Origin of the sequence: Phenylobacterium sp., assembly GCF_037189685.1 — a bacterium.
Lineage (GTDB): Bacteria > Pseudomonadota > Alphaproteobacteria > Caulobacterales > Caulobacteraceae > Phenylobacterium.
In genome coordinates this window covers 16,061-31,991 of the sequence record NZ_JBBCIT010000005.1, presented here as the reverse complement: position 1 = coordinate 31,991, position 15,931 = coordinate 16,061, and the positions used below count along the sequence as shown (strand labels likewise).

Sequence of the window (15,931 nt, the reverse complement as noted above, 5' to 3'; positions counted from 1 at the left end):
ACGAAGGGGCTGACGCGCGCCTGAGGAGCGTGGCTCCGGGCGTTCATGCGTGTCATCGCCGACCCGTCAGGCTCGGCGGCAGCAGACTGTCGAGATCGCCGAAGACGCCTGCGGATCGCCACAGGGTGCGATTGCCCACAACATAGACCACCTCCTTGGCGCGCGTCATCGCGACGTTCAGGAGGTTGGGTTCCTTGCCCGCCCACCCCCGGGCGCCGGTCTGGTCGGCGTTGGGCGCACCGAGAACGAAGATCACGGCCTCGGCTTCGCGGCCCTGGACGGTGTGGATCGTACCCACCCGCTCATAGGCCCAGCGGTCCAACGCCGGTATGGCGGCCGCGAGGGTGGCGCTCTCGCGGATCATGGTCCGCAGGCCATCGGCGACCTGCACGAACGGGGTCACCACATAGAGGTCCGGCGTCAGGCCCGCCGCGACGATCTGTTCGATCATGCCGAGCGCTTCGCGGCCTTCAGCAGCGCACCATTTGTCCGAGCCCGCCCCCGCGATGTCGATCCAGCGGGACGGCCCCAGGAGATCGCGGATCGCCGAGGTTCGCGGCGCCTTGGCCTGCACCATCAGGTTTTCATAGGCCACGCGATTGGCGATCCCGAACATCGGTTCGGAGCAGCGGCGGTGGACGAGGAGCGGCACGCCGACCGTGCGGCTGCCGAGGCGCGCCGGGAATTCGGCGAACCACGCGGTGGCGTCGTCGGCCAGGGTCTGCACCGACGCCGCCGGGGCGGCGAAGCGGTCGGCCTCGACACCGAAGGTCCGGCAGACCGCCGCCGTCAGCCTGTCCGGCAGCAAGACCACCGGCGGCACCTGGATCGGATCGCCGACCACGATGGCGCGGCTCGCCCGCAGGAGTGCGCCGACCGCCTGCTGGGGGGCGGCCTGTCCGGCCTCGTCGACCAGCAGCCAGCCGAGTGAGGCCGGCGGCAAGCGGCCGAGCATGGTCCCGACCGACGCGAACGTGGTCGATAGCACCGGCACGACGAGGAACAGGCTCGACCAGAGATCGGGGATCAGCGCATCCTTGGACGGCTCGCTGAACCCCTTGCCGTCCAGAACCTGCAGCGCTGCGCCGAGATTTTGCCGCAGCGGCTTGGCGGCGGCGTCGATGAACGCCCGGTGCAGATCGAGCGCGGCCTGAAACAGGTCGTCGCGTTGCCGGTGTTCTTCCGGTGCGAACCACGGGGCTGCGGGCTGAATGCGTTCCCGACCGCTGGCGAAGAAGTCGTCGTCGACGACCGTCCCGGTTCGTTGTTCGCGGTCACGCTGGAGTTCGCTGAGCAACGACTGAAGCGCGGCTTCGACCGCGGCGCCGCGACCTTCCGCTCCGAACCCCAGCCACGGTGATCGGGCGACCCAGCGAGCAAGGGACGCGGGCAGCAGCTTGGCTTCCGTCGCTTGGAGACCGGCGGCGGCCAGCGCGGCCGACAACGGCTGATGCTTGGCTTTCCAGCTGCGGTATCGGCTGAGATGGAACATCCGCTGGATGAGCCCCGGCCGCTCGGCGCCATGCGCGCGAACGTTCTCGAAAGCGCGCGCCAGCGGCGGCAGATGCCGGCAACGCAGGCGGAACAGCTCGACGCGCGCGCGGGTCTCCGCGACCTGGTCTTCGAGCGTCAGATAGGCCGCGCGCGCCGCTCGCCAGCGTCCCAGCGCTTCGCGCCGCTCCACCGGCGGGTCGAGTTCGGCGACGATGCGCGGCGGGCGCTTGCCGCCGCCGGGCAGATCGATCTCAGGCTTGCGGCCATCGACGGCCTTCAGATAGCTGAAGAGGCCGGTGTCGGGCGTCCACCAGAACCGGTCCTTGAAGGCGGCGCGGTTGCTGGCGTTGCCGAGCACGCCGGCGATGGCCCCCCAGTTCTCCTGATCCAGCAACCCGTCGGCCAGCGGCTTGAAATATCGCAGCCGCGTTGCGTCCTTGGCGACCGCATTCAGCGCCGGCAGCTCGCCACTGACATTCTCGACGGCCTTGTTGTTCGAAGATGCGACGAGCATCTCGAAACCCTTGAGGCGTGGATCGAGCCGGTAGAGGTGCACCCACGCGCCGCCGGGCTTGAGCTTCTCGCCGGATACCGAGAAGGCCGTCTCCGGGTCGTCGAACGCCGCCATCGCGCTGGCGCGCTCCGTCACCAGGGCCGCCACGACGTCGCGCAGAAGGGTCGTCTTGCCGGTGCCGGGCGGTCCATTGACGGCGAGGATCTCGCCCGGCGCCTGGGCGGTCGCGAGATTGACGGCCGCCTGTTGCATGAGAACGAGCGGGTGGCGATCCGGACCCGGCCAGCGACCGGCCGGGAACAGCGCCGGCGCGACCACGGCCTCGACCGCCGCCTCGTCGTGCAGCAGGTCCCGCCGCGACCTTGGCGGCATGTCGCCGAGGAACCGCCGCAGGGTGTCCGGCGCCGCGTGATCCTTGAACAGCCTCCGCGCCTTCGCGAGGTCCTTCAGGAAGAAGCTGTTGAGCAGCAACGGTTCGGGCGGCGCGGTCGACTTGAAGGGGACCGTGCTGCGGACGGCGAAGGACGGCGGCTTCAGCATCGCGCGGTCCAGGCCGAACTCGGCGACTAGCCAGTCGTAGGCCGACAGGATCGCCGCCTCGTCGAGCGGAACGACCCTGCCATCCCGGCCCTCGCGACAGAGGCGGTCGTGGAGCGCCCCCTCGATACGGTTCTCTTCGTCCTGCCATTGGCTGAGCAGTGCGGGATCATCGGCGAGCGCCAGCGGAAGTCCCCAGCCGAAGCTGGACACCACCGCGCACTCCTCGGGGACCGGCCGGCCGTCGCGGTCGACGATGATGACCGCGAGCGGCGTCTCGCCCCGCGCCTGCGGCCGTTCGGGACGAGCGTCCGAGAAGCGCTCGAGCAGTTGATCGATCGCCGGCCGCATTTCGATCGAGCCGAGCACCACCTGGAAATAGAGTCGCGCGCCGGGCGGGCCCTTCGCGTCCCCCTGCGCCCAGGGCAGACCACGCTCGAACCGCGCCACCCGCCGCAGGTCGCCACCGGCCAGATCGGCCGGCCTCCGGAAGGTCGCCGGCGACAGCACCTCCAGCACCGTCCAGGCGCTGAGGATGTCCTGCGGCGCATTGGTGACCGAGGCTCGCCCGGGAAGCGGCGCGGGGCGGCGGTGCGGAGGCGGGACCTGCGTGGGTCGAGCGCTCGGCAAGCCACCCAGCGACGCTGGTTTGGTTTCGGACGGTGGCAGCGCCGCGAGATGTCGTTCGACGATGCGCTGGAGGGCCTGTGCCCGCGCCACTTTCCGATGCTTGAGTTCCGCCAGAACGCCTTCGATCACCGGGCGATAGCCAGCCTTCTCCTGAACGAGCCTTTCAAGGTCGACGATGCCGAGTTGCGCATAGGGTCTGTTGGCTGCCATCGATCGGACCCTAGTGGCTTCCGAGGGCTCGCCAATAGGTGTCCTCAGGAGCGGGACCAAATTGACCCTTCGGCTGACCGCTGCAGACGCGCGCTGGCGGCGCAACCGTCTCGGCCCCATTTTCAGGCCCATTTTCAGGCCTGTCGTGCCCCCCAATCCACACGCGCCCCGCGCCAACTGTGCTATCGCCTCGCCCATGACCGCCGCCGCCTCGCGCAAGTCCGCCGCCGCCCACGCCCCGCCCGTCCAGGCGGCGATCGTGGTCGCCGGCGTGGTGGCCATGTGGGGCGCCTCGTTCGTCTCGATCCCCATCGGCCCCGTGCCCATCACGCTCCAGACCTTCGCCGTCTGCGTGCTGGCGGGCCTGTTCGGCGGGCGGCTGGGGCTGGCCATCGTGCTGGCCTGGCTGGTCGCGGCCGCGCTCGGCGCGCCGGTGCTGGCGAACGGCGCGGGCGGCTGGAAGGCGGTGACGGGCCACACCGCGGGCTTCCTGGCCGGCATGGCCGCGGCGGCCTGGGTCTGCGGCGAAGGGGCGCGGCGCGTGTCGGGCTGGCTGCCGCTGACGCTGGTCTTCCTCGGCGGCCACGCGATCGTGCTGGTGGCGGGCTGGGCGGGCCTGGCCGGCTTCATGAGCCCCGGCCCCGCCTTCCAGAGCGCGATCCTGCCCCTGCTGCCCGGCGCCGCCGTCAAGTCGCTGGCCGCCGCCCTCACCGTCCGGCTGGTGTCCCGATGAAGTTCCTCGATCAGGTCAAGGTGTACGTCCGCTCGGGGAACGGCGGCGGCGGGGCCGTCTCGTTCCGGCGCGAGAAGTACATCGAGTACGGCGGCCCCGACGGCGGCGACGGCGGCCGCGGCGGCGATGTGTGGATCGAGGCGGTGGAGGGGCTGAACACCCTGATCGACTACCGCTACCAGCAGCATTTCAAGGCCGGCACGGGCGTCCACGGCATGGGCCGGAACCGCCACGGCGCCGCCGGCGAGGACGTCGTCCTGAAGGCGCCCGTCGGGACCGAGGTCCTCGACGAGAACAAGGACCTCATCGTCGACCTGGACCGCGCCGGCAAGCGCGTGCTGCTGGCGAAGGGCGGCAACGGCGGCTTCGGCAACACCCACTTCAAGGGTCCGGTCAACCAGGCGCCGCGCCACGCCAACCCCGGCCTCGAAGGGGTCGAGCTGGCGATCTGGCTGCGGCTCAAACTGATCGCCGACGTCGGCCTCGTGGGCCTCCCCAACGCGGGAAAGAGCACCTTCCTCGCCGCCGCCAGCGCCGCCCGCCCCAAGATCGCCGACTACCCCTTCACCACCCTCGCGCCCAACCTGGGCATGGTCGACCTGTCGGTCGGCGAACGCTTCATCCTCGCCGACATCCCCGGCCTGATCGAAGGCGCGCACGAGGGCGCGGGCATCGGCACGCGCTTCCTGGGCCACATCGAACGCACCGCCGTGCTGATCCACCTGGTCGACGGCACGCAGGACGACGTCGTCCAGGCCTGGCGCACCGTCCGCCACGAACTGGAGGCCTATGGCGAGGGCCTCGAGGACAAGCCCGAGCTGCTCGCCCTCAACAAGATCGACGCCCTCGACGAGGCGGCCGTGGCCGGGAAGGCCGCCGCGCTGGAAGCGGCCTCGGGCGGCGCCGTGCGCCGCGTATCCGGTTTCGCCGGCCAGGGCGTCACCGAGCTGCTGCGCGAGGCCTACGCCCTGGTCCGCGAACGCAAGCAGGCGGCCGCCGCCGAAGAGAGCGGCGCCGAGGAATGGCGGCCTTGAGCGAGCTTTCCGCGGCCCGCCGTGTCGTCGTGAAAGTGGGCTCGGCGCTGCTGGTCGGTCCCGACGGCGCCGCCCATTCCGCCTGGCTGGCCGACTTCGCCGCCGATGTCGCCCGGCTGCGCAGCCGCGGCCAGCAGGTGCTGGTGGTCTCGTCCGGCGCCGTGGCGCTGGGCCGCCGCCGCCTTGGCCTGGGCCGCCGGGCGCTGAGCCTGCCCGAGAAACAGGCCGCCGCCGCCGCCGGCCAGTCGGCCCTGATGCGCGCCTGGGAGGAGGCCCTGGGGCCGCTCGGCCTCACCTGCGCCCAGGTGCTGCTGACCCGCGACGACACCGAGGTGCGCCGCCGCTGGCTGAACGCGCGGGCCACGGTCGAGACGTTGCTGGGCCTGGGCGTGATCCCCGTCATCAACGAGAACGACACCGTGGTCACCGAGGAGATCCGGGTCGGCGACAACGACCGCCTCTCGGCCCGCGTGGCGCAGCTCGTGGGCGCCGAGGCCCTGGTGCTGCTGTCGGACGTGGACGGCCTCTACACCGCCGATCCGCGACGCGATCCCGCCGCCGTCCACATCCCCCGCGTCGCGCGCCTGACGCCCGAGATCGAGGCCGTGGCCGGCGGCGCCAACGCCCAGGCCGGCGTCGGCACGGGCGGCATGGCCACCAAGCTGGAAGCCGCGCGCATCGCCAGCCAGGCCGGCTGCGCCACCCTCATCACGCTGGGCACGCGCGCGGGCCCCCTCGCGGCGGTGGAGGCCGGCGCCCCGGCCACGGTGATCGAGCCCGCCACCACGCCGCGCGCCGCCTACAAGGCCTGGATCGGCGGCTCGCTCTCGCCCGCGGGCGCGCTCACGGTGGACGCGGGCGCCGCCGCGGCGGTGCGCAGGGGCAAGAGCCTGCTGGCCGCGGGCGTCCGCGCCGTCGCCGGCCGCTTCGACAAGGGCGACTGCGTGCGCGTGCTGAACCCCGAAGGCGCGGAGGTCGCCCGCGGCCTGGTGCGCTACGAGTCCGGTCACGCATCGCGCATCTGCGGCCTGAAGTCGGACGCCATCGAGGCCGAGCTGGGCTACACGTCCGGCCCCCTGATCCACGCCGACGACCTGGCGCTCTCGGCCCACGCGCCCGCCTAGGCCCGGTCGACGCGCTGCGGGCGGGCGATCGGGACCGTGAAGCCACACGAAGAATACGAACGGGCGGGATCATACCCCGAGCCCTCGCGCGCGGAGGCTCCGTCACCCACAACCCGTGGAAAATGAAATCGCAGCTTCACCTGCCGCCGACCCGGGACGCCACGAAGATCCCGTGGAAGCCCGCAGGCACGCGGTGGGGCAGGTCGGCTCGGGCGATCGGGCCGGCCTCCGCCGCGCCCGCGTCGAAGACGCCCAGCCAGCTCCGGTCCTCCGCGGCCTCGTAGACCACCGACAGCAGCCAGCCGTCGCCTTCCCGGTCGGATCCGGGCCGCGCCGCGAACACCGGCTCCGAGACCGACTGGCCCGGCCCGGCGCGCCATAGGGCCATTCGTCCCTCGGCGTGGTCGAAGACGCCGATCGCACGATGCAGCAGGTCGCCGGTCCCCGGCCCACCGCCGGCGCCCAGGAAACCATAGCGGCAGGGCCAGCCCAGGAACCGCTCGTCGATGCGGGGATACTCGCAGACCTCGTCGGAGAGCCGGCGCGTCGCGACCTCGCCACCCTCGGGCGCGAACGACCACCGGTACAGCCGCTGCCGAAGGTCGGCCTCGGGCGTCGTCGCGCCATCCGCCCACGAACCCGCCCCCGAATCCGCCCCGGAATCCGCCAGGGGGAACGCCGGCGCCGCCTGCAGGCAGAGGTCCAGGTGGATCGCCCCGTCCGCCTCGAAGGCGTTCAGGGTGTGCCAGGCCATGCCGGGCGGCGCCGGCCGCCAGGACGCCTCGCCGCCTGCGCGGGGGATCAGGCCCAGCCAGCTTCCGCGACCGGGCTCCCACGCCACGGGCGGCCGGCCGGCCCGCAGGCGTTCCAGCGAGAGCGTCAGCGGGCAGACCACGAACACGACCCACCGCGCGGTGATCGCGAAGTCGTGGACCAGCGCGGGATAGGGCCCTGCGATCCGGGCGCTTCGGACCAGCCGGCCGGCCGCATCCGCCATGTGCAGCGCCAGGGCGCCGTCGAAACGCCGGTCGGGGAAGTTGCCGAAGAACACCATCTCGCCGGTTCGAGGGTCGAGCTTGGGATGGGCGGTCATCGGCCCCTCGAGAGCGCCGCCGAAGTCGTAGGGTCCGATGGGGTCCAGCGTGCCGGGCGCCACCTCGAACGGCGGATGGCCCTCCTCCAGCGCCAGCAGGCGGCCGGCGTGGAAGACCATCTGGGTGTTGGCCGCCCCCTGCCCATCCACGCCGGCGACGGAGGCGTCGCCGAGGCGCGGGTCGCCGGTGGCGAACAGCGCGCGGCCGGCCGCATCCTCCAGCCGCCATCGCCGCGTGCGGACCCAACGGTTGCGATAGGCCACGCGCCCGCCGCCGATCCGGAAGGCGTGGATCATTCCCTCGCCCTGCAGCGGGTTGTAGGGGCCGAGCGGCGGGAAGCGCGGATTGGGGCCGATGCGGTAGAGCGTCCCCGAAAGGGCAGGCGGCAGGTCGCCCTCCACAGGGACGTCGGCCAGGTCGTATTCGGCGCGCAACGGCGCGAAGGCGCCACTGAGCAGGGGATCGGAGACGTCTTCAGCGGCCATCGCGCAGGCTCCCGGTCGAGGGGCGGACGGCCGTCCAAACTATGCCGGAAAATCTTCGGCGGTAGACTTGTCTTTCGTCCGCGCCTGGACCGGCCGCCCGAAAACCGTTCCCCTGGCGCGTTCGGGAGACTAGGTAAGGCTCAACCTGAGCATATGGGGTCCGGAAGGGTGGACGACGGCGGCGGAACGAGGGACGCGGGGCGGCTGGAGGCGCTGGCGCCGGGCCAGGCGATTCCGTTCGGCGGCGACCGTGTGGCCTATGTGACGCCCGAGCTGTCGGCCGCGTTCCGGCCCGGCGACCGCCTGGTGGTGGTGCAGGACACCGGCGACCTGCTGCATATCCCCGCCACCGAGCATGACGCCGCCTCGAGCGCGGTCGCGCGCGCCGCCGCGGCCTTCACCCGCATGGGCGAGGTGACCGACGCGGCCATCACCGCCTTCTTCGAGGCTTTCGCCCGCCGGCTGGAGGACGACGGCGCCTGGAGCCGGATCGCGCAGGCCAACGCCGCCGACGTCGAGCGCGCCCGCGCCCGGGGCCGTTCCACCACCCGGCTCGCCGTCTCGGACGCGATGCGCCGGGACATGGCCGCCGGACTGCGCGCCTGGCGCGACGCCGAGCCCCCGCGCGGCCGCCGGCTGGAACGCGTGACGCATGAAGGCTGGACGGTCGATCAGCTCATGGCGCCGCTGGGGGTGGTGGGTTTCGTGTTCGAGGGTCGGCCCAACGTCTTCGCCGACGCCACCGGCGTGATCCGCGCGGGCAACACCGTGGTCTTCCGCATCGGCTCGGACGCGCTGGGCACGGCGCGGGCGATCGTGGCCGAGGCGCTGGACCCCGCCCTCGCCGAGGCGGGCCTGCCGGAAGGCGCCGCCGTGCTGGTGGACTCCGCCGCCCACGCCGCCGGCTGGGCCATGTTCGCCGACCCGAAGCTGGCGCTGGCGGTGGCGCGTGGGTCGGGCCCGGCGGTCGCCCAGCTGGGCGCCATCGCCCGGCAGGCCGGCACGCCGGTCAGCCTGCACGGCACGGGCGGCGCCTGGATCGTGGCCGACGAGGCGGCGGATGCCGACCGCTTCTTCGCCGCCGTGTACCACTCGCTGGATCGCAAGGTGTGCAACACGCTCAACACCTGCTGCATCGTGGAGAGCCGCGCCGACGACCTGTTGCCCGTTTTCCTCGAAGCGCTGGAGCGCGCCGGTGCGCGCCGCAAAGGCTGCAAGCTGCACGTGGCCGAGGCCGACCTCCCCCGCCTTCCCGAAAGCTGGCGCTCCGCGCGGACCACCGTCGTCCGCGCCGAAGGCCCTGTGGAGGAACCCCTGGTCGAACCCATCGCCGACGCCGAACTCGGCCACGAATGGGAGTGGGAAGAGACTCCCGAAGTCAGCCTGAAGGTCGTGGCCGACGTGGGCCAGGCCGTCGCCCTGTTCAACGCGCTCAGCCCCCGCTTCGCCGCCGCGCTGATCTCGCAGGATGCGGCCGCCCAGGCGCGGTTCTTCGCCACCATCGACGCGCCGTTCGTGGGCGACGGCTTCACCCGCTGGGTCGATGGCCAGTACGCCCTGAACCGGCCCGAACTGGGCCTGTCCAACTGGGAGAACGGCCGCCTGTTCGCCCGCGGCGGCGTGCTCGCCGGCGACGGCGTCTTCACCGTTCGCACGCGCGTCACCCAGGCCGACGTCCATCTGGACCGCGCCGGCGCGCCGACACCGCCCCGCGCCGGGTAGCTTCCGGGGATGTGGTTCGCAGGACCGGCGCGCCGCGCGCCCCTCGCAGGCCGTCCGCAGGCGCTCCGCCCCGGCTTCAGCCTGGAGCCCGGCATGCGGGTCGGCCTGTTCGGCGGCTCGTTCAATCCGGCGCACGAAGGACACGCCCACGTCGCCGAGACGGCCCGCCGGCGCCTGGGCCTGGACCGTGTCATCTGGCTGGTCTCGCCGCAGAACCCGCTCAAGTCGAGCCACGAGACCGCCAGCCTCGCCGCCCGCATGGCCGGCGCGCGGCGACTGGCCCACGGTCCGGCGATGCGGGTTTCCGATCTGGAGACGAAGCTGGGCTCGGCCTACACCGTCGACACGATCCGCTGGCTGAAGGCGCGTTATCCGGGGGTGCGCTTCGTCTGGATCATGGGCGCCGACAGCCTGGCGTCCTTCCACCGCTGGCGTGGCTGGACCCAGATCATGCGCGAGGTCCCCGTGGCGGTGGTCTCGCGGCCGTGGATTTCGCTCCGGAGCCGGTTCTCGCCCGCAGCGCGGCGCTTCGCCGGCGCCCGTGTCTCGTCGGCCCAGGCGTCCACCCTGCTGAACCGGCCCCCGCCGGGCTGGGTATTCCTGCGCGGTCCGCTGAACTTCCAGTCATCGACGCTCCTGCGGGAACGGATGCGGCGGACGGCCTCTTGAGTCCGAAGGAAGGGCGCCTGACCCGCGCCCCGGCATGTGCTAGGATGGACGTAGCGAGGCATCAGAGGAGCAACCCCGCTGAACCGTAACCCCGCGCCGAAGCCGGCGCACGAGGCCCCGGCCGACGCCGCGACCTCCCCCCCAGGTCCGGGGCTCGACCACCCCGGTCGCATCACGTCGCCGGATCGCCTGACCGGCATCGAGGACCTGATCCTCGGCCGGCTGGACGACGACAAGGCCCAGGACGTCGTCTTCATCGACCTCAAAGGCAAGAGCCCCGTCGCCGACGGGCTGATCGTGGCGTCCGGCCGCTCGCAGCGGCACGTCGGCGCCATGGCCGACCACCTGCTGCGCGCGCTCAAGGAAGCGGGCTACGGCAAGTGCCGGGTCGAAGGGATGCCCAACGCCGACTGGGTGCTGATCGACGCCGGAGACGTGATCGTCCACCTGTTCCGGCCCGAGGTCCGCAGCTTCTACAACATCGAGAAGATCTGGTCGGTCGAGACCGGCGGTCACCGCGCGGCGATCTGACGGCCGGGACGAAGCCCGACACCGTTGTTTCGAGCTACGAACCCACACGAAGAACACGAACGGGCCGGCCGTCTCCGAGACTCCGCGTGAGCGGAGGCTCCGTCTTTTGTCCACGGATGCACACGGATGGCTCGGCGACCATCATCCGTGTGCGTCCGTGGACCTCGAAATCGGAGGATCGCCGCTTCGCGGCCTTTCAGATCGACGCCGACGACCTCTAACCCGTTCGTGTTTTTCGTGTGGGTTCGTGGTCGAATCCCTACAGCGGCCGCAGCGACGAGATGCGGTTCAGCATCCCGATGCGGCTCACGTCGCGCACGTCGTCGCGCACGGTCACGCACCGGCCGCGGTAGTTGGCGTTCTCGCAGACCAGCCACGGGCCAGAGCGCCGCGGAAGCTGGATCGAGGCGACGCGGTCGTTGAAGCGGGTGCCGTCCAGATTCGGCGTCGCGCCGTGAATCTGCATCGCCCGCCCGCGGAAGCCGAAGCGATCGTAGATGGTGACGGCGTAGCGGTCCTGGCCCGGCGGCCTGACGCCGGGCGGAGGGTATCCGCCGGGTGGGCGCCCAGGTCCGACGCCGGCGCCCGGCCCGAAGCATGCCAGCCCGCCGTCCGGCCCCACGCCGATGTCGCTCCGGCAGCTCGCCAGGTTGATCGAAGAATTGGCCCAGCGCCCGCGCGCGTCGCGGCATTGGGCATGCAGGAACTGCCCCTGGACGCTGACGTTGCGGCACTGGTCGAGGTAGCTGCCCTGCGGCGGTCGCTGCGCATGGGCGGTTCCGGCGACGGCCACCGTCGCCAGTGCGATCATTCCGACGGCGATCTTCATGTCCTGGGCCTCTCCCTCGTCTGCTCCGGCGCGGCCGGACGCTAGTCCAAGCGCGGCGGCAGGGCCAAGGTTCCTTCAGGCTCCCTCCCCGCGCCCGGCGCACGGCAAGGCCGCTGGACTTCCGCCGCCGGCGGGGCGCATCGTCGCCGCGGGCGGCAAGGGCGCGCAAGGCGCCGGGCCGGGATCACGCCGGCGCGCCCTGGAGGAAATCCGATGTCCGAGACCCTGACCGGCGACCTGCTGGACCTGAGCGCCGGCGAGATCGTCGCAGCCCTGGCCGCCGGACGCGCCAGCGCCGCCGAGCTGGCCGACGCGGCGATCGCCCGCATCGAGGCGCGCGACGGCCCGCTGAACGCCGTCGTCGTCCGCGACTTCGAGCGCGCGAGGACAGCCGCCCGCGCCGCAGACCAGGCCCTGGCGCGCGGCGACCGCCGGCCCCTGCTGGGCCTGCCGATGACGGTCAAGGAGAGCCACGAGGTCGACGGCCTGCCGTCCACCTGGGGCAGCCCCGCCTTCAACGGCTGGACGGCGTCGAAGGACGCCGTCGCCGTCCAGCGCCTCAAGGCGGCCGGGGCGATCATCCTGGGCAAGACCAACGTGCCGCCGTTCCTGGCCGACTGGCAGTCGACCAACCCTGTGTATGGCCGCACCTGCAATCCCTGGGACCTCTCCCGCACGCCCGGCGGCAGCTCGGGCGGCAGCGCCGCGGCGTTGGCGGCGCGGATGACCCCCCTGGAGGTGGGCTCGGACATCGGCGGATCGATCCGCGTGCCTGCCGCCTTCTGCGGGGTGTTCGGCCACAAGCCGTCGTACGGCATCGTTCCCCTTCGCGGCCATTCTCCGCCCGGCCTGGACGGCGGACCGATCGCCCTGGCGGTCGTCGGCCCGATGGCCCGCACGGCGGCCGACCTCGACCTGGGCCTGGGCGTACTGGCCGGTCCGGAACCCGAGGAGGCCCGGGGCTGGTCGCTGCGCCTGCCCCCGCCCCGCCACACCGCGCTCGCCGACCATCGCGTGCTGGTGCTCGACCACCACCCCTCGGCCGCCACCGACGACGCCATCCGCCAGGCGATCGACCGCGTCGCCGCGCGGCTGGAGGCCCAGGGCGCACAGGTGGCGCGATCCAGCGACCGCCTGCCCGATCTCGCCGCACAGCACAGGGTCTACACGGGCCTGCTCAACGCGGCCATGTCGCGCGGCTCGCCCGCCGGCACCACGCTGAACGCCCACGACTGGATGAACCTCCAGGACGCCCAGCTCGCCTATCGCCGGCAGTGGGACGGCGTGTTCGAGGCCTTCGACGTCGTGCTGACGCCGGCGTTCGGCACGGTCGCATTCCGGCACGTCGACGAGCCCGACAACAGCAAGCGAGTCCTGCGCATCGATGGCCGGGACACGGGCTATTTCGACCAGCTCGCCTGGCCGGCCCTGGCCCTGCTTCCGAACCTGCCGGCGACCGTGGTTCCGGTCGACGTCTCGCCCGAGGGGCTGCCCGTCGCCCTCCAGGTGGTCGGCCCCTACCTCGAAGACCGCACCGCCATCGCCTTCGCCGGCCACCTGGAGCGCGAGTTCGGCGGCTACCGTCCCCCGCCCGGCTACTGAGCCGATCGGGCGGCGGCCGACCGGACGCCGGCGCCCCTTGCGGGTCCCGCGGCGCTTTACTTTCGCGCCCGCCGCCGCTACACGCCGGGCCGATGTTCGCGGCCACGCAAAAAATTACCCGCAAAATGACCCGCTCCGGCGGGGCGTTTGCGGCTGCGCGCGGGTAGAACCGCACCTTCCGCGAAAGCGCTCCGCCCGATGTGCGGGGCGCGCTCTTCAAGCCGGCAAACCGCACTTCGGGCCTCATCGAAAAGAGGACCCAGATGTTGACCCAACCTTCCTACCGATCCCTGCGAAACCCCACGGTCGCCGTGGTCGGGGCGACCGGCGCCGTGGGCGCCGAACTGATCCGCTGCCTCGAGGACCGCGACTTCCCGGCCTCGGGACTGCGGCTGCTGGCCTCGGCGCGCTCGGCCGGACGGACGCTGACCTACCGTGGCCAGGACCTGACCGTCCAGGAAGTCGGCCCCGAGAGCTTCGCCGGCGTCCAGCTCGCCCTGTTCGCCGCCGACTCGGAGACCTCGCGCACCTACGCGCCTGTCGCCCAGGCCGCCGGCGCCGTGGTGGTCGACAACTCCTCGGCCTTCCGCATGGACCTGGACTGTCCGCTGGTGGTCCCCGAGGTGAACCTGGAGACGCTGGCCGGGCACCGCGGCGTGATCGCCAACCCCAACTGCACGGCGATCATCCTCTGCATGGCGGCCGCCCCGCTCCAGCGCCGCTTCGGCCTCCGCCGGCTACAGGTGGCGACCTACCAGGCCGCCTCGGGCGCCGGCCAGCCGGCCATGGACGAGCTGGTAGCCTCGACCCGGGCCTATCTGGAAGGCCGGCCCTTCCAGCCCCAGGTCCTGCCGCATCCCTACGCCTTCAACGTCTTCAGCCACAACGACACCGTCGACCTCGCCAGCGGCTACAACGGCGAAGAGCTGAAGGTCATCGCCGAGACCCGCCGCATCCTGAGCACCGGCAACCTGCCGATCGGCGTCACCTGCGTCCGCGTGCCCGTGCTGCGCGCCCACACCCTCGCCGTCACCGCCGAGCTGGACGCCCCCGTGCCGCCCGGCGCGGTGCGCGAATGCCTGGAGGCGGCGCCGGGCGTCCGCGTCGTCGACAACCGGGAGACCAACCACTTCCCCATGCCCGTCGAGGCGCAGGGCCAGGGCGACGTGCTGGTCGGCCGCATCCGGCGCGACCTGGGCGACCCGTCGGGGCGCTCGGTGGCCCTGCTGCTGGCCGGCGACCAGCTCCTGAAGGGCGCGGCGCTGAATGCGGTGCAGATCGCCGAACAGCTCCTGGTGGCGTAGAGGAGGGGTGTGAAGATCGCCATCGTCGCCATCGGCCGCCTGGCCCGCTCGCCCGAGACCGAACTCGTGAAGCTCTATGCCGAACGGGCCACGGTCGCGGGCCGGGCGCTGGCCCTGGGACCGGTGGAGGTGGTGGAGGTCGAGGCGAAGAAGCCCGGCAAGGCGGCCGAGGCCGAGGCGCTCTCGGCCCACCTGGTCGACAGCCATGTGATCGCCTGCGACGAACGCGGGAAGCCACGCGCCAGCCGCGCCTTCGCCGCCGAGATCGAAGGCCTGCGCGACCGCGGCGTGCGGCGGCTGGTGTTCCTGATCGGCGGGGCCGACGGGCTGGACCCCGGCCTGGTCGCGCGCGCGGGCGGGGTCATGGCCTTCGGGCCCCAGACCTGGCCGCACGCGCTGGCCCGCGCGATGCTCGCGGAACAGATCTACCGCGCTGTCTCCATTCTGGGCGGATCACCGTATCATCGGGATTGATGCGGCGTTTTCTGATCTTCGGCGGGACGTTGGGCCTGATCGCGGGTGGCCTGATCTCGGGGGGCGTGGTCGCGGGGGGCGCGCTCCTGGCAGGCGCGTTCTTCGCGGGCGGGGGCGCCTACGCCACCACCCCGCCGCGGCTCGAGCGGCTGCACGCCGAGGAAACGGCGCTGTCGGTCGACCAGGGGGTCAACATGCACCGGCTCTCGCGCCTGCTGTCGGTGCTGGAGCAGCTCAAGCGCGACCCGCCGCCGGCCCTGGTCGTCTCGCCCGACGACGCCAAGTCGGCCGTGCGCGCCGCCATCCTCGTGAAGGCCATCACCCCCGAACTGGAGGCCCGCGCCCGCGGCTACGCCCGCGACGCCGGGGAGGTGATGCGCCAGCGCCGTCTGGCCGCCGTCCAGAGCGCCGCGCTGTTCGAGGCCGACAGCCTGGCCGCCGAAGCGCTGCCCGAGGCGCGCGACGACGCCGGGCTGGCCCTGCGCGGAAGGATGGCGAACGACACGGTCGTCCTCGTCCCCCCGGCCCGGTTGGCGCCGCCCGTGGACGGGGCGGTCCAGCGCCGCTTCGGCGAGCCGATCGCCGGGGGCGGGCGGGCCAACGGCCTCACCTTCGCCGCAGAACCGGGCGCCCGGACGGTCAGCCCCGCCACCGGCGTCGTCCAATACGCCGGCCCGGTAAAAGGCTGGGGCGTCATCCTGATATTAAGACTAGCCGGGGGATACCATTTGGTGCTTGCTGGTCTCGAGCGAACGTCGGTTCAGGTCGGACAATCCGTCGCGGAAGGTCAACCTGTCGGCTGGGCCCCGGATGGCCGACAATCGGCCGCCGAGATCTACCTCGAGGTCCGCGAGCAGGGGTCGCCTGTCGATCCGATGAAATGGATGCGTAAGCGTGTGGGCTGAAAACGGCCTCAAAACCGTCCACTCAGTCTGCTCCAAGGGC

13 protein-coding genes are annotated in these 15,931 nt (G+C 72.4%); 10 read left to right on the top strand and 3 right to left on the bottom strand.

The window, feature by feature from the left end; translation table 11 throughout:
- Positions 1-52 precede the first annotated feature (52 nt).
- Positions 53-3,385 carry an ATP-binding protein gene (locus WG212_RS02810; RefSeq protein ID WP_337185546.1) on the bottom strand — a complete coding sequence of 1,111 codons (3,333 nt, stop codon included), beginning with the start codon at positions 3,383-3,385 and terminating at the stop codon, positions 53-55.
- A gap of 196 nt (positions 3,386-3,581) precedes the next feature.
- Here WG212_RS02810 and WG212_RS02805 point away from each other — a divergent pair, with 196 nt between their 5' ends.
- From WG212_RS02805 to proB, 3 genes are read left to right on the top strand one after another with little or no spacing between them, the layout of a single operon-like run.
- Complete coding sequence (locus tag WG212_RS02805) at positions 3,582-4,118, top strand: biotin transporter BioY (RefSeq protein WP_337185545.1); 537 nt, start codon at positions 3,582-3,584, stop codon at positions 4,116-4,118.
- Positions 4,115-5,152, top strand: coding sequence for a GTPase ObgE (obgE, locus tag WG212_RS02800; protein ID WP_337185544.1), 1,038 nt, complete (start codon positions 4,115-4,117; stop codon positions 5,150-5,152). The genes WG212_RS02805 and obgE overlap by 4 nt, the downstream gene beginning before the upstream one ends.
- Complete coding sequence (gene proB, locus WG212_RS02795) at positions 5,140-6,276, top strand: glutamate 5-kinase (RefSeq protein ID WP_337185543.1); 1,137 nt, start codon at positions 5,140-5,142, stop codon at positions 6,274-6,276. Before obgE ends, proB begins: the two co-directional genes overlap by 13 nt.
- Before the next feature lie 136 nt (positions 6,277-6,412).
- On the opposite strand, the gene WG212_RS02790 is transcribed toward proB, so the two are convergent.
- Complete coding sequence (locus WG212_RS02790) at positions 6,413-7,855, bottom strand: carotenoid oxygenase family protein (RefSeq protein ID WP_337185542.1); 1,443 nt, start codon at positions 7,853-7,855, stop codon at positions 6,413-6,415.
- Positions 7,856-8,023: 168 nt separating this feature from the next.
- Between WG212_RS02790 and WG212_RS02785 the strand changes: the two genes are divergently transcribed.
- From WG212_RS02785 to rsfS, 3 genes are all read left to right on the top strand, one after another.
- Positions 8,024-9,577 carry an aldehyde dehydrogenase family protein gene (locus WG212_RS02785; protein ID WP_337185541.1) on the top strand — a complete coding sequence of 518 codons (1,554 nt, stop codon included), beginning with the start codon at positions 8,024-8,026 and terminating at the stop codon, positions 9,575-9,577.
- A gap of 9 nt (positions 9,578-9,586) precedes the next feature.
- Positions 9,587-10,246, top strand: a complete 660-nt coding sequence (locus tag WG212_RS02780; protein WP_337185540.1) for a nicotinate-nucleotide adenylyltransferase — start codon at positions 9,587-9,589, stop codon at positions 10,244-10,246.
- Positions 10,247-10,324: 78 nt separating this feature from the next.
- Complete coding sequence (gene rsfS / locus WG212_RS02775; RefSeq protein WP_337185594.1) at positions 10,325-10,777, top strand: ribosome silencing factor; 453 nt, start codon at positions 10,325-10,327, stop codon at positions 10,775-10,777.
- Positions 10,778-11,036: 259 nt separating this feature from the next.
- Here rsfS and WG212_RS02770 read toward each other — a convergent pair whose 3' ends face one another.
- On the bottom strand, positions 11,037-11,606 hold the full coding sequence (locus WG212_RS02770) for a beta/gamma crystallin-related protein (RefSeq protein ID WP_337185539.1): 570 nt from the start codon (positions 11,604-11,606) through the stop codon (positions 11,037-11,039).
- A 213-nt stretch (positions 11,607-11,819) separates the two neighbouring features.
- Between WG212_RS02770 and WG212_RS02765 the strand changes: the two genes are divergently transcribed.
- The 4 genes from WG212_RS02765 (at position 11,820) to WG212_RS02750 (ending at position 15,891) form a co-directional block, all read left to right on the top strand.
- The gene (locus WG212_RS02765) at positions 11,820-13,208 is read left to right on the top strand and encodes an amidase family protein (protein WP_337185538.1); all 1,389 of its coding nucleotides are present in this window, start codon (positions 11,820-11,822) and stop codon (positions 13,206-13,208) included.
- Positions 13,209-13,471: 263 nt separating this feature from the next.
- Entirely contained in the window at positions 13,472-14,512 is a 1,041-nt protein-coding gene (locus WG212_RS02760) for an aspartate-semialdehyde dehydrogenase (RefSeq protein ID WP_337185537.1), read from the top strand.
- Positions 14,513-14,521: 9 nt separating this feature from the next.
- On the top strand, positions 14,522-14,986 hold the full coding sequence (gene rlmH, locus WG212_RS02755; RefSeq protein ID WP_337185536.1) for a 23S rRNA (pseudouridine(1915)-N(3))-methyltransferase RlmH: 465 nt from the start codon (positions 14,522-14,524) through the stop codon (positions 14,984-14,986).
- Complete coding sequence (locus WG212_RS02750; protein WP_337185535.1) at positions 14,986-15,891, top strand: peptidoglycan DD-metalloendopeptidase family protein; 906 nt, start codon at positions 14,986-14,988, stop codon at positions 15,889-15,891. Before rlmH ends, WG212_RS02750 begins: the two co-directional genes overlap by 1 nt.
- Positions 15,892-15,931 lie beyond the last annotated feature (40 nt).

Excerpts from the sequence above, each read along its gene's own strand:
- WG212_RS02760 (WP_337185537.1), top strand. The coding sequence starts at position 13,472 with ATGTTGACCCAACCTTCCTACCGATCCCTGCGAAACCCCACGGTCGCC.
- WG212_RS02765 (WP_337185538.1), top strand. The coding sequence starts at position 11,820 with ATGTCCGAGACCCTGACCGGCGACCTGCTGGACCTGAGCGCCGGCGAG.
- WG212_RS02750 (WP_337185535.1), top strand. The coding sequence starts at position 14,986 with ATGCGGCGTTTTCTGATCTTCGGCGGGACGTTGGGCCTGATCGCGGGT.
- WG212_RS02810 (WP_337185546.1), bottom strand. The coding sequence starts at position 3,385 with ATGGCAGCCAACAGACCCTATGCGCAACTCGGCATCGTCGACCTTGAA.
- proB (WP_337185543.1), top strand. The coding sequence starts at position 5,140 with ATGGCGGCCTTGAGCGAGCTTTCCGCGGCCCGCCGTGTCGTCGTGAAA.
- WG212_RS02805 (WP_337185545.1), top strand. The coding sequence starts at position 3,582 with ATGACCGCCGCCGCCTCGCGCAAGTCCGCCGCCGCCCACGCCCCGCCC.
- WG212_RS02780 (WP_337185540.1), top strand. The coding sequence starts at position 9,587 with ATGTGGTTCGCAGGACCGGCGCGCCGCGCGCCCCTCGCAGGCCGTCCG.
- WG212_RS02790 (WP_337185542.1), bottom strand. The coding sequence starts at position 7,855 with ATGGCCGCTGAAGACGTCTCCGATCCCCTGCTCAGTGGCGCCTTCGCG.
- WG212_RS02770 (WP_337185539.1), bottom strand. The coding sequence starts at position 11,606 with ATGAAGATCGCCGTCGGAATGATCGCACTGGCGACGGTGGCCGTCGCC.
- obgE (WP_337185544.1), top strand. The coding sequence starts at position 4,115 with ATGAAGTTCCTCGATCAGGTCAAGGTGTACGTCCGCTCGGGGAACGGC.